Source organism: Nonomuraea mangrovi, assembly GCF_042681425.1.
In the GTDB taxonomy this organism is placed as follows: domain Bacteria; phylum Actinomycetota; class Actinomycetes; order Streptosporangiales; family Streptosporangiaceae; genus Nonomuraea; species Nonomuraea mangrovi.
On the sequence record NZ_JBHUFV010000003.1, the window covers coordinates 313,326 to 339,763 of the forward strand.

The 26,438-nt window shown below is 72.7% G+C and carries 22 protein-coding genes and 3 tRNA genes; 6 read left to right on the forward strand and 19 right to left on the reverse strand.

Going from position 1 to position 26,438, the window contains the following annotated elements:
• Positions 1 to 12: 12 nt before the first annotated feature.
• Positions 13 to 1,419, forward strand: a complete 1,407-nt coding sequence (locus ACFSKW_RS01665) for an MFS transporter (protein ID WP_379568339.1) — start codon at positions 13 to 15, stop codon at positions 1,417 to 1,419.
• 21 nt (positions 1,420 to 1,440) lie between these two features.
• Here ACFSKW_RS01665 and ACFSKW_RS01670 read toward each other — a convergent pair whose 3' ends face one another.
• Entirely contained in the window at positions 1,441 to 2,046 is a 606-nt protein-coding gene (locus ACFSKW_RS01670) for a TetR/AcrR family transcriptional regulator (RefSeq protein WP_379568341.1), read from the reverse strand.
• Between the two features lie 80 nt (positions 2,047 to 2,126).
• Between ACFSKW_RS01670 and ACFSKW_RS01675 the strand changes: the two genes are divergently transcribed.
• The gene (locus tag ACFSKW_RS01675; protein WP_379569170.1) at positions 2,127 to 2,534 is read left to right on the forward strand and encodes a VOC family protein; all 408 of its coding nucleotides are present in this window, start codon (positions 2,127 to 2,129) and stop codon (positions 2,532 to 2,534) included.
• Here the strand turns inward: ACFSKW_RS01675 and ACFSKW_RS01680 are convergent.
• Positions 2,527 to 3,384 carry an aldo/keto reductase gene (locus ACFSKW_RS01680; RefSeq protein WP_379568343.1) on the reverse strand — a complete coding sequence of 286 codons (858 nt, stop codon included), beginning with the start codon at positions 3,382 to 3,384 and terminating at the stop codon, positions 2,527 to 2,529. The two genes, ACFSKW_RS01675 and ACFSKW_RS01680, sit on opposite strands and share 8 nt — an antisense overlap.
• Positions 3,369 to 4,211 (reverse strand): NAD-dependent epimerase/dehydratase family protein, encoded by an 843-nt coding sequence (locus ACFSKW_RS01685; RefSeq protein ID WP_379568345.1) that lies wholly within the window; start codon positions 4,209 to 4,211, stop codon positions 3,369 to 3,371. The genes ACFSKW_RS01680 and ACFSKW_RS01685 overlap by 16 nt, the downstream gene beginning before the upstream one ends.
• 80 nt (positions 4,212 to 4,291) lie before the next feature.
• Between ACFSKW_RS01685 and ACFSKW_RS01690 the strand changes: the two genes are divergently transcribed.
• The gene (locus ACFSKW_RS01690; protein WP_379569172.1) at positions 4,292 to 5,176 is read left to right on the forward strand and encodes a LysR family transcriptional regulator; all 885 of its coding nucleotides are present in this window, start codon (positions 4,292 to 4,294) and stop codon (positions 5,174 to 5,176) included.
• A gap of 108 nt (positions 5,177 to 5,284) precedes the next feature.
• Here the strand turns inward: ACFSKW_RS01690 and ACFSKW_RS01695 are convergent.
• The 3 genes from ACFSKW_RS01695 to ACFSKW_RS01705 all read right to left on the reverse strand — a co-directional run bounded on the left by ACFSKW_RS01695 (position 5,285) and on the right by ACFSKW_RS01705 (position 5,536).
• Positions 5,285 to 5,356: transfer RNA gene (locus ACFSKW_RS01695), tRNA-His, on the reverse strand.
• Between the two features lie 2 nt (positions 5,357 to 5,358).
• Positions 5,359 to 5,432, reverse strand: a tRNA-Leu gene (locus tag ACFSKW_RS01700).
• Positions 5,433 to 5,465: 33 nt separating this feature from the next.
• A tRNA-Ala gene (locus ACFSKW_RS01705) sits at positions 5,466 to 5,536 on the reverse strand.
• 495 nt (positions 5,537 to 6,031) lie between these two features.
• Between ACFSKW_RS01705 and ACFSKW_RS01710 the strand changes: the two genes are divergently transcribed.
• Both ACFSKW_RS01710 and ACFSKW_RS01715 read left to right on the forward strand, forming a co-directional pair.
• Positions 6,032 to 8,053 carry a hydantoinase/oxoprolinase family protein gene (locus tag ACFSKW_RS01710; protein WP_379568347.1) on the forward strand — a complete coding sequence of 674 codons (2,022 nt, stop codon included), beginning with the start codon at positions 6,032 to 6,034 and terminating at the stop codon, positions 8,051 to 8,053.
• A complete protein-coding gene (locus tag ACFSKW_RS01715; protein ID WP_379568349.1) occupies positions 8,050 to 9,678 on the forward strand; it encodes a hydantoinase B/oxoprolinase family protein in 1,629 nt (542 codons plus the stop codon). Before ACFSKW_RS01710 ends, ACFSKW_RS01715 begins: the two co-directional genes overlap by 4 nt.
• Positions 9,679 to 9,725: 47 nt before the next feature.
• On the opposite strand, the gene ACFSKW_RS01720 is transcribed toward ACFSKW_RS01715, so the two are convergent.
• Positions 9,726 to 10,568: an NAD(P)-dependent oxidoreductase gene (locus tag ACFSKW_RS01720; RefSeq protein WP_379568351.1), complete on the reverse strand. Its 843-nt coding sequence runs from the start codon at positions 10,566 to 10,568 to the stop codon at positions 9,726 to 9,728.
• A 54-nt stretch (positions 10,569 to 10,622) separates the two neighbouring features.
• Here ACFSKW_RS01720 and ACFSKW_RS01725 point away from each other — a divergent pair, with 54 nt between their 5' ends.
• Entirely contained in the window at positions 10,623 to 13,532 is a 2,910-nt protein-coding gene (locus ACFSKW_RS01725; protein WP_379568353.1) for an AfsR/SARP family transcriptional regulator, read from the forward strand.
• Here ACFSKW_RS01725 and ACFSKW_RS01730 read toward each other — a convergent pair.
• The 12 genes from ACFSKW_RS01730 to ACFSKW_RS01785 all read right to left on the reverse strand — a co-directional run bounded on the left by ACFSKW_RS01730 (position 13,529) and on the right by ACFSKW_RS01785 (position 26,340).
• On the reverse strand, positions 13,529 to 15,376 hold the full coding sequence (locus ACFSKW_RS01730) for a PucR family transcriptional regulator (RefSeq protein ID WP_379568355.1): 1,848 nt from the start codon (positions 15,374 to 15,376) through the stop codon (positions 13,529 to 13,531). The genes ACFSKW_RS01725 and ACFSKW_RS01730 overlap by 4 nt on opposite strands.
• A gap of 155 nt (positions 15,377 to 15,531) precedes the next feature.
• Positions 15,532 to 16,587, reverse strand: coding sequence for a DUF917 domain-containing protein (locus tag ACFSKW_RS01735; protein ID WP_379568357.1), 1,056 nt, complete (start codon positions 16,585 to 16,587; stop codon positions 15,532 to 15,534).
• Between the two features lie 103 nt (positions 16,588 to 16,690).
• A complete protein-coding gene (locus ACFSKW_RS01740) occupies positions 16,691 to 17,788 on the reverse strand; it encodes a hypothetical protein (protein ID WP_379568359.1) in 1,098 nt (365 codons plus the stop codon).
• Positions 17,785 to 19,092 (reverse strand): MFS transporter, encoded by a 1,308-nt coding sequence (locus tag ACFSKW_RS01745; RefSeq protein ID WP_379568361.1) that lies wholly within the window; start codon positions 19,090 to 19,092, stop codon positions 17,785 to 17,787. The genes ACFSKW_RS01740 and ACFSKW_RS01745 overlap by 4 nt, the downstream gene beginning before the upstream one ends.
• 140 nt (positions 19,093 to 19,232) lie before the next feature.
• A complete protein-coding gene (locus ACFSKW_RS01750) occupies positions 19,233 to 19,601 on the reverse strand; it encodes a nuclear transport factor 2 family protein (RefSeq protein ID WP_379568363.1) in 369 nt (122 codons plus the stop codon).
• 151 nt (positions 19,602 to 19,752) lie between these two features.
• A complete protein-coding gene (locus ACFSKW_RS01755; protein WP_379568365.1) occupies positions 19,753 to 20,688 on the reverse strand; it encodes an NAD-dependent epimerase/dehydratase family protein in 936 nt (311 codons plus the stop codon).
• Complete coding sequence (locus ACFSKW_RS01760; protein ID WP_379568367.1) at positions 20,685 to 21,077, reverse strand: hypothetical protein; 393 nt, start codon at positions 21,075 to 21,077, stop codon at positions 20,685 to 20,687. Before ACFSKW_RS01760 ends, ACFSKW_RS01755 begins: the two co-directional genes overlap by 4 nt.
• Before the next feature lie 128 nt (positions 21,078 to 21,205).
• Positions 21,206 to 21,901: a polysaccharide deacetylase family protein gene (locus ACFSKW_RS01765; protein ID WP_379568369.1), complete on the reverse strand. Its 696-nt coding sequence runs from the start codon at positions 21,899 to 21,901 to the stop codon at positions 21,206 to 21,208.
• A 90-nt stretch (positions 21,902 to 21,991) separates the two neighbouring features.
• Positions 21,992 to 22,750 (reverse strand): ATP-binding cassette domain-containing protein, encoded by a 759-nt coding sequence (locus ACFSKW_RS01770; protein WP_379568371.1) that lies wholly within the window; start codon positions 22,748 to 22,750, stop codon positions 21,992 to 21,994.
• Complete coding sequence (locus ACFSKW_RS01775; RefSeq protein ID WP_379568373.1) at positions 22,747 to 23,775, reverse strand: ABC transporter permease; 1,029 nt, start codon at positions 23,773 to 23,775, stop codon at positions 22,747 to 22,749. Before ACFSKW_RS01775 ends, ACFSKW_RS01770 begins: the two co-directional genes overlap by 4 nt.
• A complete protein-coding gene (locus ACFSKW_RS01780; protein WP_379568375.1) occupies positions 23,772 to 24,770 on the reverse strand; it encodes a sugar ABC transporter substrate-binding protein in 999 nt (332 codons plus the stop codon). Before ACFSKW_RS01780 ends, ACFSKW_RS01775 begins: the two co-directional genes overlap by 4 nt.
• Positions 24,771 to 25,146: 376 nt before the next feature.
• On the reverse strand, positions 25,147 to 26,340 hold the full coding sequence (locus tag ACFSKW_RS01785) for an epoxide hydrolase family protein (RefSeq protein ID WP_379568377.1): 1,194 nt from the start codon (positions 26,338 to 26,340) through the stop codon (positions 25,147 to 25,149).
• Positions 26,341 to 26,438 lie beyond the last annotated feature (98 nt).

Here is a 26,438-nt window from a genome sequence, read left to right on the forward strand (position 1 = left end):
GGGTGGTAGGACATGTCAACCGGCTTGACCTCAGACGGCGGTGCCGTCGCGACGCCGGCTGCGGGGAAGGACTCTCCGCGCTGGCCGGCCAGATGGTGGATCGCGCTGCTCATCAGCAGCGGAGTGATCCTCTTGGACGGTCTCGACATCTCGATGATCGCTGTGGCCATACCCGAGATCCAGCAGGAGTTCGGGATGAGCGCGGCCGCCGCGCAGTGGCTGGCGAGCGCCTACATCCTGGCGTTCGGCGGATTCCTGTTGCTGGGCGGGCGGTGCGCTGACCTGTTCGGCCGGCGGCGGGTGCTGGTGGCCGCGATGGCCGTGTTCGCGATCGTGTCGCTGTTCGGGGCGCTCGCCGAGGACGGCGTTCTCCTGATCGTCTCCCGCTTCGTCAAGGGCATGGCCGCGGCGTTCACCGCGCCGGCGGCCATGTCGGTGCTGACCACGACCTTTCCCGAGGGCCCGCACCGGAACAGGGCTTTCGGCATCTTCAACGTCTTCGAGGCGTCGGGGTACTCGTCCGGCCTGCTGGTGGGCGGTCTGCTCGCGGCGCTGAACTGGCGGGCCATCTTCCTGCTGCCGATCCCGATCGCCGTGCTGATCCTGGTGGCCGCGCTGCGGTACCTCCCGGCGGATCCGCCGCGCACCGAGCGGTCACGGCTCGACGTCGGCGGCGCCGTGACGCTGCCGGCCGCGATGCTGCTGCTGGTCTTCACGGTGTCGGCCGCGACGGACGCCGGTTGGACGTCGCCGCGGACGATGGGCGGGTTCGCGCTCTCGGCTCTGCTGCTCGCCGCGTTCGTGGTGATCGAGCGCGGAGTGAGGGAGCCGCTGATCCGCCTGGGCATCTTCCGTGACCGCGGCCTGGTCGCCGCGAACCTCAGCGCGGCCCTGCTGTACGGCGGCGCCATGGGATTCCAGTTCCTGCTCGCCCTGTACCTGCAGAACCTGCACGGGTGGCAGCCGTGGCAGATGGCGCTGGTGCTGCTGCCCGCGGGGCTCATGGTGGTCGTCATGGGGCCGAAGCTCGGGGCGCTGATGAACCGTTTCGGCGTCACCAGGGTGCTGATGGCCGGGCTTCTCGCGTTCATCCCGTCGTACCTGCTGATGCTGGGCATCGGCCCGGAGCCTGACCTGTGGATCCTGCTGCCCATGTCCTTCCTCTGGGGGCTGGGCTTCGCGCTCAGCATCTCGGCGTTGATGGTCGCGGGCACCAGCGGGGTGGCCGACCACGAGCAGGGGCTCGCAGCCGGGCTGCTCAACAGCTCGCTGCAGGTAGGCGGCGCCTTCGGCCTCGCGGTCGTCACCGCGGCGATCGTGCCGGGCACCCGGCTGGACATGCTCTATCCCGGGGTGCTGGCCATCCTGGCGTTCGCGGTGCTGACGCCGCTGGCACAGCTGCTCCGCCGACCGAGGTGACCACGGCGCGGCCGTGCGCGATCAGGTCGAGCCGGAGGTGCGGCGCAGCGAGTCCAGCAGCCGCGACAGCGCGGCCTGGGTGTCGGCGAGGTCGCCCGGGTCGGCGGTGGAGGCCAGCCAGAGCGCCGCCTCGTTCATCGCCCCCGACAGCAGCCTGGTCAGCGGCGCGACCGGCTGCTCGACGATCACCCCCGCCGCCATCAGCTCGGTCAGCGCCTCGGCCAGGTGGCGGGCCGAGGCGGCCTCGTCCAGCGCCCGCCATTCGGTCCAGCCGAGGACGGCGGGCCCGTCGATGAGCATGATCTGCTGCACGTCGGGGTCGGCGCTGGCGGCGAGGAAGGCCTGACAGCCGGCCACGAGCTGCCTCCACGGGTCGTCCTCGGCGTCGGCGGTGGCGGCCACGCGCTCGCCCACCTCGTGCTGCACCTGCTCGAGCACGGCGCGGAACAGCTCGGTCTTGCTGTCGAAGTGATGGTAGAGGGCGCCCTTGGTGACGCCCGCGGCACGCACGATCTCCGACAGGCCGACGTCGGCGTAGCCGCGGGAGGCGAACAGCCGCCGGCTCTCGTGGAGCAGGGTCCGCCTGGTCTGCTCGCGCTGCGCCGCCCTGATGTTCTGCGTCGTCATCGTCTGGAGCCCCTTTGACATACCGCCGGTACGCGAACTAGGGTACTTCACATACTGACGGTATGCGAAAGGACGGCACCGTGAAGGTCAGCAGCTTCTACCCGGTCATCTGCACCGACCGCCTGCAGGACTCGCGTGACTTCTACACCGGCCTGTTCGGCTTCGAAATCACCTTCGAGGCCGACTGGTACATCAGCCTGCGCCGCGAGGCGCACGAGCTGGCCCTGCTCGACCCGGCCCACCCGACCATCCCGGCCGGCTTCCGCGACAGGGTCGCGCAGGGCCTGCTGCTCAACATCGAGGTCGACGACGTCGACGCCGAGTGGGAGCGCCTCGTGGTGCGGGGCGGGCTGCGCGCCGAGCTGGAGCTGCGCACCGAGGACTTCGGCCAGCGCCACTTCATCGTCGCCGACCCCAACGGCGTGCTCATCGACGTGATCACCAACATCCCGCCCGTGGGCGAGTACGTCGAGCAGTACGTCAGCTGAGCCCCGGCAGCATGGCGAGCTCGTCGGCTTCGAGCTCCAGACCGGCGGCCGCCGCCGAGTCGCGGATGGAGCCGGGACGGCTGGCCCCGGGAATCGGGACGACCAGCGGCGACAGGGAAAGGTGCCAGGCCAGGCACACCTGCTGGGGGCTGACCCCGCGCTCCTTCGCGATGGTGTGGAAGGGCGTCTCGCCCGCGGGCCCCTCCTCGTCCAGCGCGCTGCGCGAGATGCCGCCCAGCGGGCTCCACGGCAGGAAGGCGATGCCGAGCTCGGCGCACAGGCGCAGCTCGCGCGCGCTCTGCCGTACGGCGGGCGAGAACCGGTTCTGGACGGAGACCAGGCCCGCTCCGAGCTCGCGGCGCGCCAGCAGGATCTGGTCCGCGTCGACGTTGGAGATCCCGGCCATCCGGATCTTGCCCTCGTCCAGCAGATCGCGCAGCGCGCCCACGGAATCGGCGAAGGGCACCCGGGGATCGGGCTTGTGCAGCTGGTAGAGGCCGATGGCCTCCACGCCGAGCCGCTCCAGCGACGCCTCGCACGCCCGCCTGAGGTGGCGGGGATCGCCGTCGACGGTCCACGAGCCGTCGCCGGGCCGGCCGCGTCCGCCCTTGGTGGCGATCAGCACGTCGCGCCCGCGGGTGGCACGGGCCAGCAGGCGCTCGTTGTGGCCGACCTCGTCGGCGTGCCAGTGGTAGGAGTCGGCTGTGTCGATGAGCGTGACCCCCGCGTCGATGGCGGCGTGGACGGTGGCGATCGCGCGGGCCTCGTCGGGTCGCCCCTCGATGGACAGCGGCATCGCGCCCAGGCCGACGGCCCCGACCTCCACGGTGCCGATCAGGCGGCGGCGCATGCCCTCACCTCCTCGACGACGCCCGGCAGCCAGTCGCCGACCTGGGAGAAGGCGAAGCCCAGGCTGGTGGCGCGGCTGGTGTCCATGGTGAAGGCCCGCTCGAAGGAGTACGGCGAGACCTCCTCGCCCGTGGCGTAGCGCGCCTCGCCGATGGCGGCGCACAGGCTCCGCACGTCCAGCTCGCCGTGCGAGGCGGCGTTGACGGGGCCGGTGAAGTCGGCCAGCGCGGCCCAGGCGAGGAAGCGGGCGATCTCCGGCTCGTGGATGAACGACGAGGGCCCTGGATTCTCGTGCACGATCACCGGCAGGTCCTCGGCGATGCGCCTGACGTAGTGCTCCAGCCGGCCGGTGAAGTCGGCGCCGCCGAGCACATGACCGCTGCGCACGCTGGCGAAGCCGAAGTCCCGCTGGGCCGCCAGCACCGCCTCGGCCTGGCGCTTGGCACCGCCGTAGCTCTCGTCCGGCGGCCCCTGCGGGGTGAGGTCGACCACGCCCTCGGTGAACGGCGCGCCGTCGAGACCCGCGTAGACCTCGATCGTGGAGGTCATCACGTACCGCGCCGTCCTTCCCGCGAAGACCCGCGCGGCGATCGCCGCCTGCCGCGGCGTGTAGCAGATCTGGTCGACGACCGCGTCGAAGCTCCTGCCCGCCACCGCGCGGCGCAGCGCCTCCTCGTCGTCCCTGTCGGCCACCAGGTGGGTCACACCCTCGGGCGCGGGCGCCGACCCTCTGTTGATCACTGTGACGGCCGTCCCCTGGTCCCTGAGGTTCTCGACCATCCGTCTGCCGAAGTACCTGCTGCCGCCGATGACGCACAACTCGCTCATGCAGGCCAGCGTGCCGCCCTATAGTCATCAGCGGTAGTGGTGACCTACTTAACCAGTCATAAGGAGGGCTGTTGATCGACGTGCATCGGCTCGGCATCCTGCGCGAGGTGGCGGGCCATGGCAGTTTCAACCGTGCCGCGACCGCCCTGCGTCTGACGCCCTCGGCCGTCTCCCAGCAGATCGCCGCGCTCGAACGCACCCTCGGCACCCCGGTGGTCGAGCGGAGCACCCGCGGCGTCACCCTCACCGAGCCGGGCCGCCTGCTGGTGGAGGCGGCGGAGGCGATCGCCGCCGAGCTGAGCGACGCCCAGGAGCGCATCGACCGGCTGGCCGCGGGCCGCGCCCAGCTGACGATCGCCTCCTTCGCCAGCGGCGGACGCCCGTTGCTGCCGCCCGCGCTGGAGCGCTTCGTCGCCGACCACCCCTCCGTCGAGCTGACCATCCTCGAGCGGGAGCCGGAGGACAGCCTGCCCCTGCTCCGGCAGGGCCGCGCCGACCTGGCCCTCGCCTACCACTTCGACGGGCCTGCCCCCGCCAGGCCCGGCGACCGTTCGGGCATGGACTGGAGGCCGCTCAGGGACGATCCGTTCCGCGTCGTCGTCCCGCGCGCCCACCGGCTGGCGGACCGTGCCGCCGTGCACCTGGCCGAGCTGGCGGGCGAGCGCTGGGTGCTCGGCTGCCTGAAGACCGTGGACCTGCTCCGGCACTACACGGAGCTGGCCGGCTTCGAGCTGCGGGTCTCCTGCAGCGCCACCGACTACTTCTTCGCCCAGTCGCTGGTCACGGCGGGGGTCGGCGTCGCCCTGATCCCCCAGATCGCGCTGCTGCGCTCGCCCGACCTGGTCGCCATCCCCCTGGAGGCTCCCAGCCCGTCCCGCTTCATCGGCATCGCCACCTCTCGGCGTCATCGGGGGGAGTCGCAGCAGTACGTCGACATCCTCGTCAAGCTCCTGACGACCGCCTGACGGCCCGGCACGTCGCGACATCCTCCGCACACGGCCACAGGGACGCGCCGGTCATCGTGCCCGTCGACCCGACCGGGGGCGGCGCCGCCGCCCGCCGTACGGGGAAAGGGTGATCGGCCGGATTCGAACCGGCCCCGCCCAGAGTCACAGTCTGGAGTGCTGCCGCTACACCACGATCACCGTACCGCCCCAGGGATTCGAACCCTGACTGTCCGCGCCCTGAACGCGGTGCCTCCTACCGTTGGGCTAGAGCGGCTCCCGAGCGGGTCGCCCCTTACTCGGTTCGTCGTGGACCGACGGGATCTCGAAACCCGAATTCCTGCTTGCAAGGCAGGTGTGATGCCTTTTCACCATCAGCCCGTGAAATGCCCGTCGCGGCGCCCGCTCGACAGCGGGGCGGCCCACGGGCTCTGCCGATGCCGCCGCGTGGCCGGCGAGCGCTGGCAGCCATCGGACGGCTCAGGAAACGGCAGATGCCGCCACCGCCCGGCCCCGAAACCCCGCGCGCCCACTCACCGGGCACGGGGGTTCGCCGAAAGCCTCTATGAAGTTCTCGTCGACGCAAAAGAAAAGCCGCCGGGGTTCTTCCCTGGCGGCCGTCGGGTTCGCTCAACCCTCGCGGGTCACCCGATATGCCGCCAGAACAGGTGGGCGAGGCCGCCTGCGATCAGCTTGGCGTGAATCACGGCTCGTCCTTTCCTGAAACATCCGGCTTCTTACTAGGACTGAGATTAGGCGGGACATTTCCTGGCCGCCACTCATTTAACCGGCGGGGGGTGCGGAACGCACGGAAACGGCGGGACGGCCGTGCACCCCGCACACCCGCAGGAGGCCCGGACCGCATACGGTGCCACCATGACTTTTCGCGTCGCCATGGACATCGGCGGCACCTTCACCGACGTGGTCTGCTACGACGAACAGACCGGTGCCGTGCTGGCCTCGAAGGCGCCGACCACCCCTGGAGACCTCGCCGAAGGCGTCTTCGCCGCTCTCGGCCGCGTGGTCGACGACCCGTCCCTGATCTCCTTCTTCGTGCACGGCACCACCCAGGGCCTCAACGCCCTCCTCGAACGCAAGGGCGCCAAGGTGCTGCTGCTGACCAGCGGCGGCGCGCGTGACATCTACCAGATCGCCCGCGGCAACCGCGACCGGATGTTCGACCTGCGCTATCGCAAACCGACCCCGCTGGTGCCCCGCCACGACGTCATGGAGGCGGCCGGCAGGCTCGACTGGCGCGGCGAGGAGCTCCAGCCGCTCGACGAGCAGGCCGTACGGCGGGCCGCCCACCGCGCGAAGGCCGAGGGCTTCGACGCCATCGCGGTCACGCTGCTGTTCTCCTACGCCGATCCGGCCCACGAGATCCGCGCCGGCGAGATCCTCAGGCAGGAGCTCGGCGACGACGTCCTGGTCGTGCTCAGCCACGAGGTGGCCAGGGAGTGGCGCGAGTACGAGCGGACCTCCTCGGCCGTTCTCGAGGCCTACACGGGACCGGTCGTGCGCGGCTATCTGTCGCGGATCGAGCAGCGCTTCGCCGAGCGCGGCCTGGCCGTGCCCGTGCACGTGATGCAGTCGTCCGGCGGACTGGTCAACGCCGGCTACGCGATGCGCCGCCCCCTGCAGACCCTGCTGTCGGGCCCCGTCGGCGGCACGATGGGCGGGGTGGCCGCGGCCCGCCTGCTCGGCCGCGGGAACGCCATCTGCGTCGACATGGGCGGCACCTCCTTCGACGTCTCCCTCGTCGTCAACGGCCGTCCTGACGTCAGCGCCGAGGCGCACATCGAGGGCTTTCCCGTGCTGATGCCGATCGTGAACCTGCACACCATCGGGGCGGGCGGCGGCTCCATCGCCTACGCCGAGGCGGGGGCGCTGCGCGTCGGCCCGGAGTCGGCGGGAGCCGTACCGGGGCCCGCCTGCTACGGCAGGGGCGGCGAGCAGCCGACCGTGACCGACGCCAACGTCGTGCTGGGCCGCGTCGATCCCGCCTGGTTCGCCGGCGGCCTGATGGAGCTGGACGTCGAGGCGGCGGGGACGGCCGTCGCCACGCTCGCCGAGACGCTCGACATGGACCCGCTCCAGCTCGCCGAGGGCATCTGCGACGTCGCCAACGCCAAGATGGCTCAGGCCATCCGCACGCTCACGGTCGAGCACGGCGTGGAGCCGCGCGAGTTCGCCCTGGTGGCCTTCGGCGGCGCGGGCGCCATGCACGCCGTCTTCATCGCCCGCGAGCTCGGCATCGGCGAGGTGGTCGTGCCGCGCTTCCCCGGCGCCTTCTCCGCGTGGGGGATGCTGGAGGCCGACGTGCGGCGCGACCTCACCCACCCGTACTTCCGACCGCAGGACGACCTGGACGGCGAGGACCTGGCCGCGCGGCTGGCCGAGCTCGAACGCGACGCCCTGGCCGCGCTCGACGGCCAGGGGGTGCCGGCCGGCAGGAGGCGGGTCGAGCACGCGGTGGACATGCGCTACGAGGGCCAGGACTACACGCTCACGATCCCGCTCGCGGACGCCCGCGAGCCCGCGGGTCCCGGCTTCCTCCAGACGATCGCCGAGCGCTACGCCGAGGCCCACACCAGCCGGTACGGCCACGCCACCCCCGAGGCGCCGGTCGAGTTCGTCATGCTGCGCAGCACCGGCTTCGGCGCCTTCCCCAAGGCCGCCACCGCGGCGCCGACCAGCGAGACGCACCCGCCCGCCGTGCGCGACGTGATCTTCGACGGCCGGACGCACCGCACGCCCGTGCTGCGCAGAAACGCCCTGGACAGCGAGTTCGAGGGCCCCGCCATCGTGGTGGAGGAGACGGCCACCACGGTCATCCCGCCCGGCTGCCTGGCGACCCTCGACGCCAACGGATTCCTGATCATCAAGGTGACATCATGATCGACCCCGTGACCACAGAGATCATCCGCTGCGCGCTCCTTCAGGCAGCGGAGGACATGAACACCACGCTCATCCGCTCCTCCTACACGCCGGTCATCTACGAGGCCAAGGACTGCGCCGTCGCGCTCATGGACCGCGACCACAACGTCCTCGGCCAGTCGAGCGGTCTGCCGATCTTCCTCGGCAACCTGGAGGTGTGCACCCGCGAGACCGAGCGGATGTTCGGCCGCGAGGTCTGGCGGGAGGGCGACGTCTGGGTGCTCAACGACTCCTACATCGGCGGCACCCACCTCAACGACGTCACGGTCTACGGCCCGATCTTCGTCGACGGCGAGCTCGTGGGCTTCGCCGCGTCGCGCGCCCACTGGCTGGACATGGGCTCCAAGGATCCGGGCGGCTCCATGGACTCCACCTCGATCTTCCAGGAGGGCCTGCGGATGGGTCCGATGAAGATCTACGAGAACGGCGCGCCCTGCCGTGACCTGCACGAGGTCATCGCCCGCAACGTGCGCTTCCCCCACGCCACGCTCGGCGACATGCGCGCCCAGGTCGCCTGCGCGATGACAGGACAGCGCCGCCTGGCCGAGATCGTCGGGCGGTGGGGCGTCGAGACCGTCATGGCGGCCCGAGACGAGATCTTCGCGCAGACCGAGCGCCTCGAGCGCCAGGCCATCGCCGCCATCCCCGACGGCACCTACACCGCGGGCGGCTTCCTCGACAACGACGGCATCGACCTGAACACCCCCCTGCCGGTCAACGTAACCGTGACAGTCGCGGGCGAGCACGTCCACGTCGACCTCACCGACTGCGCCGACCAGGCGACGGGGCCGGTCAACTGCGGGGCCGCCCAGGCGGTCGCCGCGGTCCGCGTGGCCTACAAGCTGCTCGTCAGCGCCGACGTGCCGCTCAACGGCGGCTCGTTCCGCCCGCTCGACGTGGCCACCAGGCCCGGCTCCATGCTCGCCGCCCAGTCACCGGCCGCCTGCCAGTACTACTACTCCCACCTCGGCCTGCTCATCGACCTCGTCGTCAAGGCGCTGGCCCCGGCCGTGCCCGGCAGGGCCGCGGCCGCCTCCTACGGCGACTCCCTGATCGTCCAATTCACCGGCACCGACCCGCGCACCGGCAAGCTGTACGTCTCGCAGGAGGCGACCGTCGGCGGCTGGGGCGCGTGGGAGGGCGGCGACGGCGAGACCTGCCTGATCAACAACGTGAACGGGTCGCTGCGCGACATGCCGATCGAGGTGCTGGAAACGCTCTTCCCCGTCCGCGTCACCCGTTACGAGGTCCGCCCCGACACCGGCGGCCAGGGGCAGTGGCGTGGCGGCAACGGTGTCGTCCGCGAGTACGAGTTCATCGGCGACACCTCGCTGTCGCTGTGGTTCGAGCGCTCCGTCACCCCCGCGTGGGGTCTGGCGGGCGGCGCGGCGGGCGCACCGCCCCGCGTCACGCTCAATCCCGGCACTCCGGAGCGGCGGGAGATGCTCAAGGTCAACGCCCTGCCGGTCAAGGCGGGAGACGTCCTGCGCTGCGAGTCGGGCGGCGGCGGCGGGTACGGCCCGGCCGATCTGCGCACCCCCGAGGCCGTCGCCGGCGATCTCGCGCAGGGCATGGTCACCCGGTAGCGCGGGGCACCCCGCCGCGCGGATACCGGCGCGGCGGGGGTCACCCCCTACTCCTTGATCATCTCTACCAGCCTGGTGAGGCTGTCGCCGCCGTGCCCCGCCGCCACCGCCCTGTCGATCAGCCGCTGGATCGGCAGCAGCACGTCGGGCCGCAGTCCCAGCTCCTCGCTGGCCTCGACGAAGTTGGGGAAGGCGACCTGGTTCATCGCCAGCGAGGACACCTCGGTCGCGTAGTCGCCTGACACGACCTCACCGGCCGCCTCCGGTGCGCCCGCCATCATGGCCGACAGCCACGCCGTCAGCATCGGCGCGAACTCCCGCACGTCACCTCCCGCCGCGCGCACCATCGCGAACGCGTGGTACATGCCGCCGAACATGCCGTACATGCCGCTGAGCAGCGCCAGGTCGTACAGCGCGGCGGCGCCCGCGTCCTCGCCCATGAACCGCGCCTCGGCCAGCACCTCAAGCGTCGCCCTGTGCTCGGTGAACGCCTTCTCCGAGCCGCTGTAGAGCACCAGCGCGCCGGGGCCCGCGATCATCTGCGGCACCGCCATGATCCCGCCGTCGACGTACCCGCCGCCCAGCTCGGCCACCAGGGCCGCCACCTCGCGCGCCTGGGAGGGCGTGCCGTTGGTCAGGTTCACCAGCACCTTCCCCTCCAGGGAGCCCGCCTGCTCCACCACCTGGCGTACCGCGTCGTTGTTCACCACGCACACCACCACGAGGGGGGAGGCCGCGACCGCCGCCGCGACGTCCGCCGCGTGCCGCGCGCCCTCCACCTTCTTGCCCGCCGTACGGTTCCACACCGTCGTCAGGTGTCCCGCGCGCACGAAGGCGCCCGCGAGCGCCTTCCCCATCAGGCCGAGCCCGATCACCGTCACTGAAGTCATGCCCACCACCCTGCGGCGACGCCCTCTCGATCCGCTCTCGATACGGTGTCGACCATGCGCTTCGCGATCCTCGGCCCCGTGGAGGTCCACACCGACGACGGCACGCCCGTCCGTGTCCGCGAGCGCAAGGTCCGCACCCTTCTGGCCGTCCTGCTGGTCCACGAGGGCAGGGTCGTGCCCGCCGACCGCCTCATCGACGACCTGTGGGGCGAAGGGCCGCCCGCCGACGCCCACGCCGCGCTGCAGACCAAGGTGTGGCACCTGCGCCGAGCCCTCGACGGCGCCGAGCCAGGCGCCCGCGACCTCGTCGTCTCCCAGGCGCCCGGCTACGTGCTGCACGCCGCCGGCCTCGACGCCTCCAGGTTCCGCGCGCTGGTCGCCGAAGGCCGTCTCGACGAGGCCCTCGCCCTGTGGCGGGGGCCTGCGCTCGCCGACTTCGCCGACGCGCCCTTCGCCGCGGCCGCCGTCGCCCACCTGGAGGAGCTGCGCCTCACCGCGATCGAGGACCAGGCCGAGCAGCGCCTCGCCCTCGGCGGGCACGTGGACCTGGCCGCCCTCGTCGCCGGCCATCCGCTGCGCGAGCGGCTGCGCGCCCTCCACATGCGGGCCCTGTACGGCGCGGGCCGTCAGAGCGAGGCCCTGGACGTCTACGCCCATGGCCGCGCCCTGCTGGCAGACGAGCTCGGCCTCGATCCAGGCCGGGAGCTGACCGCGCTCCACGAGGCCATCCTGCGCCAGGATCCCTCGCTCGACCCGCCGCGCCCGCATCTGCCCGAGGCGCTGACCGGGCTGGTCGGCCGGGAGGCGGCCCTCCGTCATGTCCGCGCGAGCCTGGAGAAGGTCAGGCTCGTCACGCTCACGGGGCCCGGCGGCGTCGGCAAGACCCGTCTGGCCGTCGAGGCGGCGCGCGGCCACCCTGGCGCCCACCTGGTCGAGCTCGCCGACAGCGACGACCCCGCCCAAGCCGTCATCGAGGCGCTCGGCCTGCGCGACGAGAGCGATCTGGCCGCCGCGCTCCGCGCCCGGCGAACCTCGCTGCTCGTCCTGGACAACTGCGAGCACCTCATCGAGCCGACCGCCGCCCTCACGGCCGCGTTGCTGCGCGGCGTGCCGGGCCTGCGCGTCCTGGCCACCAGCAGGGAGCCGCTCGCCATCCCCGGCGAGCACGCCTACGCCGTCCCGCCGCTCGACGACGGGGCGGCCACCCTGCTCCTGACCACGCTCGCCCCCGGCCTGGCGGCGGACGAGGCCGCCGCCCTCGTCCCCAGGCTCGACGGCATCCCGCTGGCCATCGAGCTGGCGGCCACCCGGGCGCGGACCCTCGGGATCCACGCTCTGGCCGAACGCCTCGACCAGCACCTGCTCTCGGCCGAGCAGCGCGGCACCCCCTCGCGGCAGCGCACCCTCCGCGCTGTCATCGACTGGAGCTGGGACCTGCTCACCGGGCCGGAACGCACCGTGCTGCGCCGCATCGCCGTACACGCCGACGGGTGCACGTTCGACGCGGCCGCGCACACCTGCGCAGCGCCGGACATCGACCTGGCCGACACGCTGGCCCGGCTCGTGGACCGCTCGCTGCTGACGCCGGGCCCGCGCCACCGGCTCCTGGGGACGGTCAAGACCTACTGTCTCGAACGCCTGGACGAGGCGGGCGAGCTCGCCGCCACCAGGGGGCGTCACGCGGCCTACTACACCGCGCTCGCCGAAACGGCCGACCCTCACCTGCGCGGCCCCGACCAGCGAGCGTGGCTGGCCACCCTCGACGCCGAGGCGGCCAACCTGCGCGCCGCGCTCGAGCACGCGCCCGCCGCCCTCGCCCACCGGCTCGTCGACGCGCTCGCCTGGTACTGGTTCCTGCGCGGCCGCCTCACCGAGGCCCGCCGCCACCTCTCCCACGTCCTCGGTCAGGGCCAGGGCGCGCGCGCCGCCGCGTGGCAGGCCGCCTTCACCCTGCTGTCAGGGGAACCCGCCGACCCCGGCGCCGCGCTCGCCCTCTTCCACGACGACCCCGCCGGTCTGGCCCGCGCCCAGTGGTTCCTCGCCTTCGCCCAGCGCGGGATCGGCGACACCACCCATCTCACCGACACCGCGCTCGCGACCTTCCACGAGCTCGGCGACCGGTGGGGCGCCGCGGCCGCGCTCAGCACCCGTGCCGCGAAGGCGCTGCTGGCCGGAGACCTCACCAGCCTCCATGACGACGCCCTGACCAGTCTCGACACCTTCCGTACGCTCGGCGACCGCTGGGGCAGGACCCGTGCGGCCGACCATCTGGCCACCCATGCCGAGATCACCGGCGACTACGCCCGCGCGACCGCGCTGCGCACCGAGGGCCTGCGGCTGGTCGAGGAGCTCGGCCTCACCAGCGAGATGTCCTGGCGCCTGTCGGGGCTGGGCCGGCTCGCCCTGCTGACCGGCGACCACGAACGCTCCCGCGCCCTCCACACCCGCGCCAAGCGGCTGGCCGCCGAGCAGGCCAACAGGCCCGCTGAGGAGTTCGCCCAGACCGGCCTCGCGCTCACCGCCCGCCGCCAGGGGCACCTCGACGAGGCCGAGGCCCACCTGCGCACCTGGCTCGACTGGATGCGCCTGCTCGACGCCAGGCCCGGCACCGCCCTCGTCATGGCCGAGCTCGGATTCGTCGCCGAGCAGCGCGGGGAGGCCGCCGCCGCCCTCGACCTCCACCTGCAGGGGCTCGCCGCGGCCCGCGCCAGCGGTGACCCGCGCGCCGTCGCGCTCGCCCTCGAAGGCCTGGCGGGCGCGCACTCGCTGGCCGGGCGGCACGAGCTGGCCGCGCGCCTGCTCGCCTCCGCCGCCGCCACCCGCCAGGCCGTCGGCGCGCCGCTGCCCGCCGCCGAGCGCGGCGACGTCGACAGGATCGAGTCCCGGATACGGCAGGCGCTGGGCGAGAGGCGGGTGGAGGCGCCGCCGCTCGACGAGGCGTTCGCCCTCGCCGAAGAGGTCTAGCCTTCCTTGATCACGTGGCAGGCCAGCTGCAGCGCCAACCGGGTGGCCCGGTCGTCCAGGTCGTAGCCCGCCTCCCTGATCCGGTCGAGGCGCGCGGTCACGGTGTTGCGGTGCACGCCCAGTCGTTCGGCCGCCTTGACCGCGCCGCCCTCGCCGAGGACCGCGCCGAGCGTCTCCAGCAGCGTCCCGTCCCTGTCGACGGCCAGCAGCGGCCGGAGCACCACGCCGGCGGGAGCCCTGAGCGCGGTTGCGGGGATGGCGGCCAGCAGTTCGGCCGGGCCCATCCGGTCGGAGCGCGCGACGTCTCCCGGCGCCGCGAGGAAGGCCGCCGCCTCGGCGCCGAGCGACGAGTCCCCCATCGCCCGCAGGTGGGCGACGGGCGCGCCGACGCCCGCCGCGCACGGCCACGGCAGCGCTCGTACGGTGGCGTGGAGCCGTTCGGCCAGCCGGTCGGGTGGCAGCGGCGACCAGCCCGCCCAGCCTTCCGCCCTCCTCATGACCGGCACCTGTCCGAGGGTCGCGACGATCACCGCCCGTACCCGTTCCGCGTCGCCCGGATCCGGTGTCCGTCCCTGGGGCCTGACCATGAACGCCGACACAGGCCCGCGCACCGCCCAGCCCAGCGCCGCCGCCCGTGCCCGCGCTCCCTCCTGTGAGGCGCCGCCCGCGTCCACGGATCCGCTCCCGGAGCCGAGCCGTCCCGCAGAGGCGGGACGCCCTTCGGAAGCAGGGCGCCCTTCGGAAGCGGGGCGCCCCTCGGAAGTGAGGCGTCCCTCCGAGGCGAGGCGTCCCTGTGAGGCGGGTCCCTCAGAAGCGGGGCGGCGTCCCTCCGTGCCCATGTCCTCTTCCGCGCCCGCCCGAACGGCCGGCGCGCCGGCACGGGCCGCACCGCCGGACGGCCCCTCCCCCTCTCCTCCGGCCTCGCGGCCACTGGCCGTGACGGCTCGGCCCAGCGTGGCGGGCGCCGTGGGGGGACGGCCCTCGCCCAGGTCCTGCCCTGAGCCCAGGTCCCGCTCTGCTCCCAGGTCCAGCTCTGCGCCCAGGCTCTGTCCCTCGGCCTCGGCCTCGGTCGCGGCCTCGGCGAGCAGGCGGTCGGCCAGGGCGGACTGGAGGGCGAAGTCGCAGGACGCCGCGAGCCGTTCGGCCGCCGCCCACGCCACCAGCGGGGCGACGGCCAGGCCGAGCACCGTCCGCACCACCGCGGGCCATCCGGCCGACCTCGCTGGACCGCTCGCCACCAGCCTGCCCAGCGCCATCCCGTCAGGCCCAGGAACCTCCACTTCGACGGGCCACGGCGGCGAAGCGCCGGGCGACAGTGCGGCCGCCCGCCCTGCCAGCCGCACGCCGTACTGGTCGACGAAGGCCGCCGACGTGCCTGGCAGCTCGGCGTTGAGCACTCCCAGCACCCGCCGCGCCGAGGCCCCGGCCTCGACGAGCCTGCTCGCGCAGCGCGCGACGAGCTGGGTGCGCGCGGCCGAGGGACGGGCCGCGGCCGACGCCACCTCCACGGCCGTCACCAGCGGATCGGCGTCCACGAAGATCAAGGTGACGCGCAGGCGCTCGGCCAGCACCGCGCTTGAGCCCATGCCGCCCCCCGTGCCCGCCCCCGCCGCGGGCGCGATCACGCACGCCGCCGCCTGCTCCCACGCCCGCCGCATCGCCATCTCCACCGCCCAGCCGCCACCGGCGGCCTGGCCGATCAGCACCACGGCCGTGTGCGGGGCCACCGCGGAGAACACCGACAGGTCGTCGACGATGCGCACGTGGTGGACGGGGAGCTCGCCGGTGCCGTACATCCGCGCGCCGGCCAGCGGCCCCCCGTTGACCAGTTCGGCCACCGTCACCGGCGCCTCCCAGCCCTGCGCCCCGCTCCCCCGTGCGCCGCTCGTCTGGGCCCCGCTACCGCGTGCGCCGCTCCCCGGTGTGCCGCTCCCGCGTGCGCCGCCTCCTGGTGCGCCGCTCCCCTGGGCGCCGCCTCCTGGTGCGCCGCTCCCCCGGGTCACAGCGGGACCCCGAACGCGTGCAGGCCGCCCAGCGCGCGGCCCTCGTCGGTGTGCCAGGCAGGGGCGGCGGGCAGCACCAGCACCTCGACCCTCATCCCCGGCCGTGCCTTGTCCACGTCGACCACCACCCCGTCGTCGGAAGAGATCATGCAGATCTGGTCGGGCGCCATGGCGACCGCGGCCCCGTCGGCCAGCGCGAGCACGATCTCGTTGTGCGCCTCCAGCCGTACCCGCCTGCCGAGCCCCCCGCTCTCCTCCACCACGATGCTCGACGGCACCGACGGCATCGCCAGGTCGGCGCCGTGCCCGCTGCTGCTCTCGACGGCGACGATCCGCCCCTCGCACAACCGCCGCACGCCGTACGGCGCGGCGGCCGACCGCGGCGCGCCCGGCCGTCCCGCCGCCATCAGCATCGACACGGTGCCCGGCACCAGGACCCGCGCGAGGTCGGCGGCCCGCATCGGGTAGCAGGCGGCCAGGCCCCACCCGCCGAACGACAGCGCCACGGGCCGCAGGGTCTCCTCCACCCTGTCGGGCGCCGTCTCGATCAGCACCAGCTCTCCCCCTGGCCCCGCCAGCGCCAGCGGGGTGGAGCTGATGCCGCCGAGGGTGTAGGTGGTCTGCTCCACGAGCGGGAACACCCTGCCCGTCCCGTCGCCGTCGACCAGCGGCAGGCCGAGCGTGGCCGCGGTGATCAGCGAGAGGAGCGCGTTCTCGGCGGCCAGGTTCAGCGCGACGATCGCGCCCGCGCGCGTGCCGAGCCTGCGTTCCAGCGCCTGGACGGCTCTGGCGGGCTCGCCGCCGCCCGGAAGCTGCTCGCCCAGGGCCGTCGTGGAGCCGACCAGGGTGACCGCGACGCACAGACTGTCCGGCGGGAGATCGGTGGCCGCCGGGAGCAGCACCGGTGTGTCGAGGACGGCCTCGGCCCAGTCGGCCGCCAGGTGGAAGGAGGACTCGGCCGCCCCGGTGGCGAACAGCCTCGATCCTGCGGCGAGCGCCGGCAGTTCGTCCCGCCCGATCACGCGCCCGATCATGCCCTCCCGCCCGATCACGCCCGCCTCCGCAGCGGGAGATCTGCCGCCGGGCCGCGCGGGGCGAGGCCTGCCGGAAGGCGGCGGGGCGGCGCCACCGGGACGCGGACTCCGGGCGGGGTGGTCATGGGGTGGTTCCCGTGGCGGTGACGCGTACCCGGTACAGGCCGTCGGGCAGGTAGGACAGGGGGTTGACCGTCATCTCCCCGACGCGGGCCGAGCCCGGGACGGCCCCCGCGCTCACCACCCGCGTCAGCGCCTCGTCGCGCGCGTCGCCCAGTTCCCTGTCCAGCTCGGCCCTGCCTCTCGCCTGCACGATGCGTTCGACCCCGGCCATCGGGTCCGCCAGCGTCGCGCCGAAGGCCACCGCGGCGCGGAGGCGATCCGCGTCCTGGTGCGGGGTCCCGGGGCCGGCCCCGCCTCGGACGGCGGCGGCGGTGGCGCCGGCTGCGCACACCAGCGGGTACCGGCGGAAGTAGTGAGCCGACACGAGTCCCTCGCCGGTCCGCGCGAAGTACACGGGGATGCAGGGAAGCCACGCGGCCAGGGCGTCGGCCACCCGCTCCGCCTCGGGCCGCAGCGACGCGTTGAGTATCGCCTCGCCCTCCCGCTCGCGCAGTCCCGGCCTGCCGAACTCGTAGGACAGGGTGATGCGCGCTCCTGGCACCTCGGCGGCCACGAGGTCGGCGACCGCCAGCTCGTGGTCGGCCAGCACGGGCGAGCCTGTCGCGGTCACCGCGAAGTCCACCAGGCCGCAGGCGGCGGCGAAGGTCCGGACGGCGTCGGCGTCGAGAGCGGCCAGGGGGCGGCCGGTGAGGCTGTGCCCGCCGCGCACGATCACGGCCGCTCCCCGGGGATGGGCGACGTGGGGGGCGAGCACAGGCGGGCACGGCGCTCCCACCCTGATCGCGGCCACCGGCGCGGTCGGCAGGGAGTCCAGGTCCATCGCCACGCAGGCCGCGCGGATCTCCCCTGGCCCTCCGGCCGCGCCGAGCCCGAGGCCGTCCGGCAGGGCGCACTCGAGCGTGTCCTGAGCCCGGGGAAGCGCCGTGCCCGCCGCGGCGGGCATGGCGGGAAGTGCGGGCGCGGGGGGCACGGCGGGCACGGCGGGAAGTGCGGGCATGGCAGGCACGGCGGGCACGGACCACGAGGACGTCGGGACGCCGTCGCGGACGGCCACGACGGTGGTCGCGAGCCGTCCGGGAGCGACGCCGAGGATCATTCCAGCTCGCGCCCCTCGGTCTCCGGAAGCGGCACCGCGAGCAGGGCCGTGACCACCATGAACGCGTTGATCACCAGCATCGTCGCGGTGAACCCCGTCGCGTTGGCCAGCAGCGCGCCCACGGCCGAGGGCGCCAGCGTCGTGGCCACCAGCTGCGAGGCCGTCGCCCACGAGTAGCCGGTGCCGCGCAGCGCGGTCGGGTAGAACTCGCCGTTCCAGGTGTTCCAGACGCCCCACGCGCCCAGGCTGAAGAACGACAGGACGAAGTTGCCCGCGTACAGCTCGAAGGTGGAGTCGGCGAGCGCGAACCACAGGCCGCCGAGCGCCGCCGCCACGACGTACACGAGGAAGACCTTCTTGCGCCCGAACCGGCCGGTCAGCAGCGACGCGCTGACGTAGCCCGGGATCATCATCAGCGCGCTCAGCGCGGCGAACCCGAGGGAGGCGTCGAGCGTGAGACCCTTCTCCTGCAGCAGCGACGGCAGCCAGGTCTGCAGGCCCCAGTAGCCCCAGTTGAAGGCGAAGTTCAGCAGGAGCATCACCACGGTGATCTTCGTCAGCCTGCCGCGCAGCAGGTCGAGCGGGTTGCCCACGCGCCGGGTCGCGACGGTGAAGGTGGCGTCGGCGTCGGGGCTGCCCAGCGTGCGCAGCACCTGGCGGGCCTCGTCCTGGCGGCCGCGGGCGGCCAGCCAGTACGGCGACTCCGGCACCCACGCCCTGATGGCGAACGCCCACAGCCCCGCCGCCGCGCTGGCGATGACGACGACATGCCAGCCGAGGTCGCCGAACGCCACGGAGGCGCCGATGGCGGCGAGCATGCCGATGGGCCACCCGATCGACAGGTAGACCGCCGCCCTGCCTCGGCTCCTGGTGGGCAGCAGCTCGAGGAAGTAGGGGAAGGTGATGGTGTAGACGCCCGCCAGGGCCAGCCCCGAGGCGACGCGGAGGGTGACGAGCGTGGCCATGTCCGGTGCGAAGGCCGAGCCGAGGGCGATCACTCCGTAGGCCAGCAGCGACCAGAAGCAGGCGGGTTTGCGGCCGATGCGGTCGGCGACGGGCCCCCAGACGAGCGCGCCGGGGATCATGCCGAAGGCCACCGCCGAGAGGACCACGCCGACGCCCGCCTGGCCGATGCCGAGGTCCTCACCCAGGTCGCCGGAGACGTAGATGAGCGACAGCTGCTCCCACGACTCGATGACGAAGGCGATGAACAGGGCCAGGGCGATGAGCACGTGCCGGCGGGTGAACGGCATGCGGTCGAACGCCGCCCCGATGGGCAGGGTTCTGGAGTCGGTGGCGGTCATGGGTACTCCTCGGAGGAGGGGGGCGCTGCTGGGATATGGCGCACCCTAGGACCGCCCCCTCTCTCACCTCGTGTGCACGACGCCCATGTGGGGCGGGACCGCCTGTGCACCTTGCCCTGATATTTCAGGATACGCCCAGGTCAGAGGCCGTTCTCATGGACGTGCACGATGAGCCATTCACCGTCGAAGCGCCGCAGCACGGTCGTGGTCCGCACGATCTCGGGCTCGCCCGTGACGTAGTCGACGCGCAGAAGGTAGCGGGCCAGCGCGGCGTCGCCCCATACGTCCACGACCTCGTCGTAGGCCGTCACGCCCGTCTCCTGCGGGCCGTCGGTCGGCCTGGCGTCGCGCACCTTGTCCAGCTGGGCCCTGCTGGTGATCAGGTCGGGCGCCCCGGAGTCGAAGATCGTGGCCTCGGGGTGCAGTAGGCGGTCGATGCCCGCCCTGTCGCCTCTGGCGTAGGCGTCGTACATGCCGGTCACAACCGCCCACACTGCCTGGCGTGTCATCGTTGCCCTCTCATTCGTGCTCAATGTCCGGTCGACCCAGTCACTTTAGAACGCTCTGTCGGTACCGCCGACCGCGCGGGCCTGATGACCGGGGCCATGACGGGCACCGCCCCGATCGTCCGCACGGTCGAGCGGGCGGGCACGCCGCTGTTCAGGTGAGCGCTTCGCGCAGGCCCTTCAGCCCCTCGTGATGCGAGGGGAAGGCGGGATGCCAGCCGAGCTCCCTCTTGGCCTTGTCGTTGGACAGCCTGATGCGCGTCGACACCATGAGCGCGTACAGGTAGGGCAGGGCGGCCAGCAGGCGGGCGGGCACCGTGAGCGGCGAGGGCGCGCCCACCGCCGCCGCGACGGCCCCGACGTAGTCGGCGAAGGTCACCGGCTGGTCGTCGACGATGTTGTACGCCTGGCCGGGCCGCCCCCTGTCGAGCGCGGCGACGGCCGCCGCGGCGGCGTCGTGGATGTGGACGAGCGCGACGGTGCCCGACGGTCGCGGCACCGGCAGGGCCCGCCGCCGGGTGAGGGCGGCCAGCTTCAGCGTCGACGGCTCGGGTCCGTAGAACATGCCGTAGCGCAGCGCGACGCCCTCGATGCCGGGAGTGCCGAACGCCTGCTCCTCGTTGGCGCGCATCGAGCGCATGTGCCGGTCGAACGCCCGGTGCCCGGTCGGGCAGGCGAACGGCCGGTCCTCGGTCAGCGGCAGGCTTCCGTGGTCGCGGTAGCCGTACCCGAGGAAGAACGACTGGGTGACGAAGCGGCGGGCGCCCAGGAGGGCGGCGGCGCGCAGCAGGTTGGCCGTGCCACGCTCGCGCAGCGCGTCGGTCGCGTACAGGTCGCGGTGGAACAGCGGCGGGCCGGTGATCGCGGTCGCCTGGTGGATCACCGCGTCGGCCGTGCGCCCTTCGAGCGCGGCCAGCAGCCCGCCGGCGTCCATCATGTCGGCCCTCACCGGCTCGGCGCCCTCCGCGCTCAGCCGCGCGGCGCCGCGCTCCGACCTGGTCAGCCCGAGCACCTCGTGGCCCGCCTGTCGAAGGAGCGGCACCAGCGCGCTCCCGACCGTGCCGGCGGCGCCGGCCAGCAGCACCCTCACGCAGCCTCCTCCGCCCTCGTCCCGCCGGTGCGGCGCAGCCGCAGCCACAGACCCGCGGCCGCCACCACCGAGATGGCCAGCAGCGTCCACGGGTCGGACGCGTTGCCGCCCATGGCCAGGTCGAGGGCGTGGTTGACGGCGTGGAAGGTGTTGGTGAACACGAACCCGGCCAGCACCAGCGCGACGACGTCACGCCACCACAGCGCGCAGAGCATCATCACGCCGATGCCGAGCTGGAACACGCCCGCGTCGTGCAGGAAGTGCTCGTGGTTGGGCCAGTTGGTGAAGCGGGCGAAGCTCGCCGGGTCGAGCCTGGCCCATCCGCCCGCGGCCAGCATGGGTAGCGCCGCCAGTACGACGGCGGCCTTGACAAGGGGTTGGGTACGCACGCGCGCCTGTCCTCTCTCCCGATTCTCGCAACAGGGACGGGACAACGGCCGGCCCCTGTGACATCAGGAGGGTGTGACGTGGCGCACATGACACGGGTGATCACATGCGTGACCCCGGTCGGCAGGGATCAGCCGCACCAGAGGCGGTGGAAGACGTAGCCACGCTCCTTCAGCGTCTTGATGATCTTCGGGAGGGCGGCCACGGTCTGCCTCCTGTCTCCGCCTCCGTCGTGCAGCAGCACGATGCCGCCCGGCTCGACCTGCTTCAGCGTTCGCTTGGCGATCGCCTTCGCGCCCGGCCTCGCCCAGTCGCGCGGGTCCACCGTCCACAGCCGCACCCGCTTGCCCAGCGCCGCCGCCCGCTTGCGGACGCTCTTGTCCACCGCCCCGTACGGCGGGCGCAGGCACTGCGGCGCGTAGCCGGTCTGCTTCCTGATCTCGGCGTCGGTGTTGAGCACCTGCCGCTTGAAGGCGGGCCACGACAGCCCGCGCATGTCGGGGTGCGACCAGGAGTGGTTCTGGACGCTGTGGCCCTGCTCGAACACCCTCCTGGTCAGCGCCCTGTGCTGCCTGATGTTGGCGCCGAGCTGGAAGAACGTGGCGTGCACGCCGTGCGCGCGCAGGATGTCCAGCACCTGGCCGGTGTACTCCGACGGCCCGTCGTCGAAGGTGAGGTAGACCACCTTCGGCTCCGGCCCCGCGGCCTTCGGTTCGGCGTGCGCGGACGGTACCGCGCCCGGACCCGCCACCATCACCGTGACCGCCATCGCCGTGGCCACCATCGCCGTGGCCATGCCCGGACCCAGCGCACGCCAGCCCACCATCGCTCCCCCTTGCCCCCACGTCCTTTTCCGGCTTATCCATCCTCTCGCACATAAAGGGGGTTAATGATCTCTATTGCGGCATTAGGTCTGTCACTCCCGGGTGAGCTCGTGCTCCAACTGCTCCAGCTCCGCCCCTCCCGCCATGAGCGCGGTGAGCTCCTGCCGGGAGATGTCGGCCTTGCCGTACTCGCCGAGGCTGGTGCCCCTGTTGAGCAGCAGGAACCGGTCGCCGACCGGGTAGGCGTGATGGGGGTTGTGGGTGATGAACACCACGCCGAGACCCCGGTCACGGGCTCTGGCGATGTAGCGCAGCACCACCCCCGCCTGCTTGACGCCGAGGGCGGAGGTGGGCTCGTCGAGGATGAGCACCCTTGCGCCGAAGTGGACGGCCCTGGCGATGGCCACCGACTGGCGCTCGCCGCCCGACAGGGTGCCGACCGGCTGGTCGACGTCGCGGATGTCGATGCCCATCGCGCGCAGCTCGTCCCTGGCGACGCGCCTGGCCGTGGCCACGTCGAACCTGCCCAGCGACTTGACCGGTTCGGAGCCGAGGAAGAAGTTCCGCCACACCGACATCAGCGGGATCATCGCCAGGTCCTGGTAGACGGTGGCGATACCCCTGTCGAGGGCGTCGCGCGGGCTGGTGAGCCGCGTCTCCTGGCCGTCGACGAGGAGCGACCCCGAGTCGTGCTGGTGGACGCCCGAAAGGATCTTGATGAGCGTGGACTTGCCCGCGCCGTTGTCGCCGAGCACGCACGTGACCTGCCCCGCCGTCACGCTCATCGACACCTCTCGCAGCGCCAGCACGCTGCCGAAGGACTTGCCGATGCCCTGGGTCTGAAGGATCAATGTTTCACCTCTTCGGCGTAGCGGCGGACCATGCGGTTGGCGAGGGTGGCCAGCAGCAGCATCGCCCCGAGGAAGAACATGAACCAGTCGGCGTCCCAGCCGAGGAAGACGATGCCCTTGTCGGCCATGCCGAAGATGACCGCGCCGATGGAGGCGCCGATCGCCGAGCCGTACCCGCCGGTGAGCAGGCAGCCGCCGATGACGGCGGCGATGATGTAGATGAACTCCTGGCCGATGCCCGCGTTGGCCTGCACCGAGGTGAAGCGCAGCGCCATGATCGAGCCGACCAGCCACGCCGCGAACGCGGTCGTCATGAACAGTGCGATCTTGGTGCGGGCGGCGGGTACGCCGACCGCGCGGGCGGCCTGCTCGTTGCCGCCCACCGCGAAGATCCAGTTGCCCGCGCGCGAGCGCATCAGCACCCAGGTGGCCACAGCCGTGACCAGGATCCACCAGATGATCGCCACTCTGAACCCGCTGTCGCCGATCGTGCCGCCGAACACCACCCGCGCCGACTCGAAGCCGGGAGCCTTGCGCAGCCCCGACACCTGCACGGTGCCGGTGATCATCTTGGTGACGCCGAGGTTGATGCCCTGCAGCATCAGGAACGTGCCGAGCGTGACGATGAAGCTGGGCAGCCTGGTCCTGGTCACGATGAGCCCGTTGGCGAAGCCGACGGCCAGCGCGACCACCAGGCCCACCAGCATCGCCGACCACACGTTGAGCCCGAAGCGGGTGGACAGCGTGACCAGCACCAGCCCCGTGGTGCCGGTCAGCACGCCCGCCGACAGGTCGAACTCGCCGCCGATCATGAGCAGCGCGATCGCCACCGCCATGATGCCGAGCGTGGCGGCGGGGTCTAGCCAGTTGGCGATGCCGCTGACCGAGCGGAACACCGCCGACTGGCTCGCGAAGAAGACGAAGACCGCGATCGCGCCGACCACCGCGCCGAGCTCCGGCCTGACGAGCAGGCGGCGCATCCGGCCGACATCGCCCAGTCGCTCGTCGGCGGCGAGTGAACTCATCTGGTGCCGCTCTCGGCCAGCTTGGCGACCTGCTCGGCGTTGTCCTTGGTGACGAACCCCGGTCCGGTGTTGACGGGCAGCCCGCCGCCGACGGTGTTGAGGTTGGTCTTGTACAGGTACAGGAACGTGATCGGCAGGTAGCCCTGCAGGTACTGCTGCTGGTCGACGGCGAACAGGATCTCGCCGTCCTTGATCGCCGTCACCACGTCGCCTGACAGGTCGAAGGTGGCCAGCTTGGCCTTCGAGCCCGCGTCCTTCAGCGCGTCGCGCGCCGCGACGGCCACGCCCGGGTTCAGGGCGAGCACGCCGTTGATCGACTGGTCGGCCTGGACGCGCGCGGTGACCTTGGAGCTGACGTCGGCCTGGTTGCTGCCGTCGACCTGCAGCCGCTCCACCGACCCGCCGAGCGTCGCCTCGGCGCCCTTGCACCGCTGGTCGAGGCCGACGTTACCGGCCTCGTGGATCACGCACAGCAGCTTGGTGACGCCCGCCGCCTTCAACTGCTCGCCTGCGCCGCGTCCCGCGACGTCCTCCGACTGGCCGACGTGGGTGAGCGCGCCGAACTCCTTGGAGCGGTCGAGCCCCGAGTTGATGGTGATCACCGGGATCTTGGCGGCGACGGCCTTGCCGATCGACTCCTTCAGCGCGTCGGGGTTGGCCATGGAGACCACGATCCCGTCGACCTTCTGCGAGACCGCCTGGTCGATGAGCTGCGACTGCTTGCCCGCGTCGCCGTCGCCCTGATAGGTGACGGTGGCGCCGTACTGCTTGCCCGCGGCCTCCGCGCCGTTCTTGACCACGTCCCAGAACGCGTCACCGGGTGCGGCGTGAGTGATGACGGCGAAGTTCCCTCCGCCTGTGGGTGCGGGCGCGCTGGGCGGCGCGGCGCTCGCCGGTGCGGGTGCGGTGGCCGCGGCCTCCTGGCCGCCGCCTGCCGAGCATCCTGTGAGGGTCAACGCCCCCAGCAGGGCCAGCACGATCGGAGTTCGGTTCATGCGACACCTCCATGACCATCGGCTCGTTGTCGATGTAACCGCCGCATTACCCCCTGCGTCAACAGTTTGTCGTGACATTAGGACTTATAGATGTTCTTGTTACCACCGTCGGCCGCGACCGATCGGATCGCATGTGCCACAAATGCCCATTGACCGCACAGAAATGCGCGGGCCGGCCACCTGAAGCGGGGCGCCTCGCGTCCTCGTGGCCCCCGCCGTTCTCCCGCCCCTGACCTGCCGCGCACTGGCGCGCGTGGACGGGAGCCACCCGCCCACCACGGCCGCCCGACGCAGGCTTCGTCGACGTCCTCCACGCCGCTCTTCGCGCGCGGTGGAGGGCGAGGGGCGGACGAGGGCGACGGGCGGCTCCGAAGGGTCAGCGCAGGGAGCGGCAGAAGGTCCGGATGTCGTCGGCGAGGAGGCCGGGGACCTCCATCGCGGGGAAGTGGCCGCCCGTGCCGTACTCCGACCAGTGCGTGATCGTGCCCCGCGGGTCCATGAGGCTGCGGATCGTGGTGTCGGCGGCGAAGACGGCGACACCGGTCGGCGGGCCGGCCTGCTCCTGCTGCCACTGCTCGGCCGCGCCCGACTCCTGGTGCGCGGCGAACGCCCTCCAGGCCTGCATGCCTTCGTACACGGCGTGCGCGGAGGACGCCCCCGACCCGGTGAACCAGTAGATGCTGATCGCGGTGAGCAACTGGTCCCTGTCGACCGCCTCGTCGGGAAGCGCGGCGGCCGGGTCGGTCCACTCGTGGAACTTCTCGGTGATCCAGGCGAGCTGCCCGACCGGCGAGTCGTTCAGCGAGTAGGCCAGGGTCTGCGGTCGGGTCGACTGCAGCGTCAGGTAGCCGAGGCCCTCGCTGCGGAAGGTGTTGAACCGCTCGGCGCGGGCCCGGTCGGCAGGTGGCAGGCCGTCGAGCTCGAGGGCGGGCCCGAACGGGGTCGAGGCGGCGGTTCCGGTGAGATGGACGCCGACCACGCGCCCCGGGTCGGCCATCGGCAGCATCCCCGCGACTCCCGAGCCGACGTCGGTGCCCTGTGCCGCGTACCGCTCGTAGCCGAGGCGGCTCATCAGCTCGGCCCAGGCCTGCGCGACGCCGAACAGGCTGAAGCCCGCCTCGCCCATCGGGTTGGAGAAGCCGTAGCCGGGCAGCGACGGCACGACGACGTGGAAGGCGTCGGCGGGATCGCCGCCGTGGGCGCGCGGATCGGTCACCGGACCGAGGAGTTTGACGAACTCGACAGGCGAGCTGGGCCAGCCGTGCGTGAGGATCAGCGGCAGCGCGTCCGGCTCGGGCGACCGCACGTGGAAGAAGTGGATCGTCTGCCCGCCGATCTCCGTGGTGAACTGCGGGATCTCGTTCAGCGCCGCTTCCTGCGCTCGCCAGTCGAACCCGGTGGCCCAGTACGTGGCGAGCCGCTTGAGGTAGTCGAGCGGGACGCCGCGGCTCCAGTCGTCGACCGGTGGACGGACCGGCCAGCGGGTGCCGGCCAGTCGCGCTCGGAGGTCGTCGAGGTCGGCCTGCGGAATCTCGATGCGGAAGGGACGGATCTCGCCGGTGTTCGTCATGCCCCCAACGCTAGGCGCGGTTGCGGAAAGGTTCTTTCCGCAATCAGCGCCGACGGTGCGACGAGGAAGGAACGGGCATCCGGCACCCGCGCCGGCCT

Coding starts and splice junctions, on each gene's coding strand:
- ACFSKW_RS01665 (WP_379568339.1), top strand. CDS start 13: ATGTCAACCGGCTTGACCTCAGACGGCGGTGCCGTCGCGACGCCGGCT.
- ACFSKW_RS01670 (WP_379568341.1), bottom strand. CDS start 2,046: ATGACGACGCAGAACATCAGGGCGGCGCAGCGCGAGCAGACCAGGCGG.
- ACFSKW_RS01680 (WP_379568343.1), bottom strand. CDS start 3,384: ATGCGCCGCCGCCTGATCGGCACCGTGGAGGTCGGGGCCGTCGGCCTG.
- ACFSKW_RS01685 (WP_379568345.1), bottom strand. CDS start 4,211: ATGAGCGAGTTGTGCGTCATCGGCGGCAGCAGGTACTTCGGCAGACGG.
- ACFSKW_RS01710 (WP_379568347.1), top strand. CDS start 6,032: ATGACTTTTCGCGTCGCCATGGACATCGGCGGCACCTTCACCGACGTG.
- ACFSKW_RS01715 (WP_379568349.1), top strand. CDS start 8,050: ATGATCGACCCCGTGACCACAGAGATCATCCGCTGCGCGCTCCTTCAG.
- ACFSKW_RS01720 (WP_379568351.1), bottom strand. CDS start 10,568: ATGACTTCAGTGACGGTGATCGGGCTCGGCCTGATGGGGAAGGCGCTC.
- ACFSKW_RS01725 (WP_379568353.1), top strand. CDS start 10,623: ATGCGCTTCGCGATCCTCGGCCCCGTGGAGGTCCACACCGACGACGGC.
- ACFSKW_RS01740 (WP_379568359.1), bottom strand. CDS start 17,788: ATGATCCTCGGCGTCGCTCCCGGACGGCTCGCGACCACCGTCGTGGCC.
- ACFSKW_RS01745 (WP_379568361.1), bottom strand. CDS start 19,092: ATGACCGCCACCGACTCCAGAACCCTGCCCATCGGGGCGGCGTTCGAC.
- ACFSKW_RS01750 (WP_379568363.1), bottom strand. CDS start 19,601: ATGACACGCCAGGCAGTGTGGGCGGTTGTGACCGGCATGTACGACGCC.
- ACFSKW_RS01765 (WP_379568369.1), bottom strand. CDS start 21,901: ATGGTGGGCTGGCGTGCGCTGGGTCCGGGCATGGCCACGGCGATGGTG.
- ACFSKW_RS01775 (WP_379568373.1), bottom strand. CDS start 23,775: ATGAGTTCACTCGCCGCCGACGAGCGACTGGGCGATGTCGGCCGGATG.
- ACFSKW_RS01780 (WP_379568375.1), bottom strand. CDS start 24,770: ATGAACCGAACTCCGATCGTGCTGGCCCTGCTGGGGGCGTTGACCCTC.
- ACFSKW_RS01785 (WP_379568377.1), bottom strand. CDS start 26,340: ATGACGAACACCGGCGAGATCCGTCCCTTCCGCATCGAGATTCCGCAG.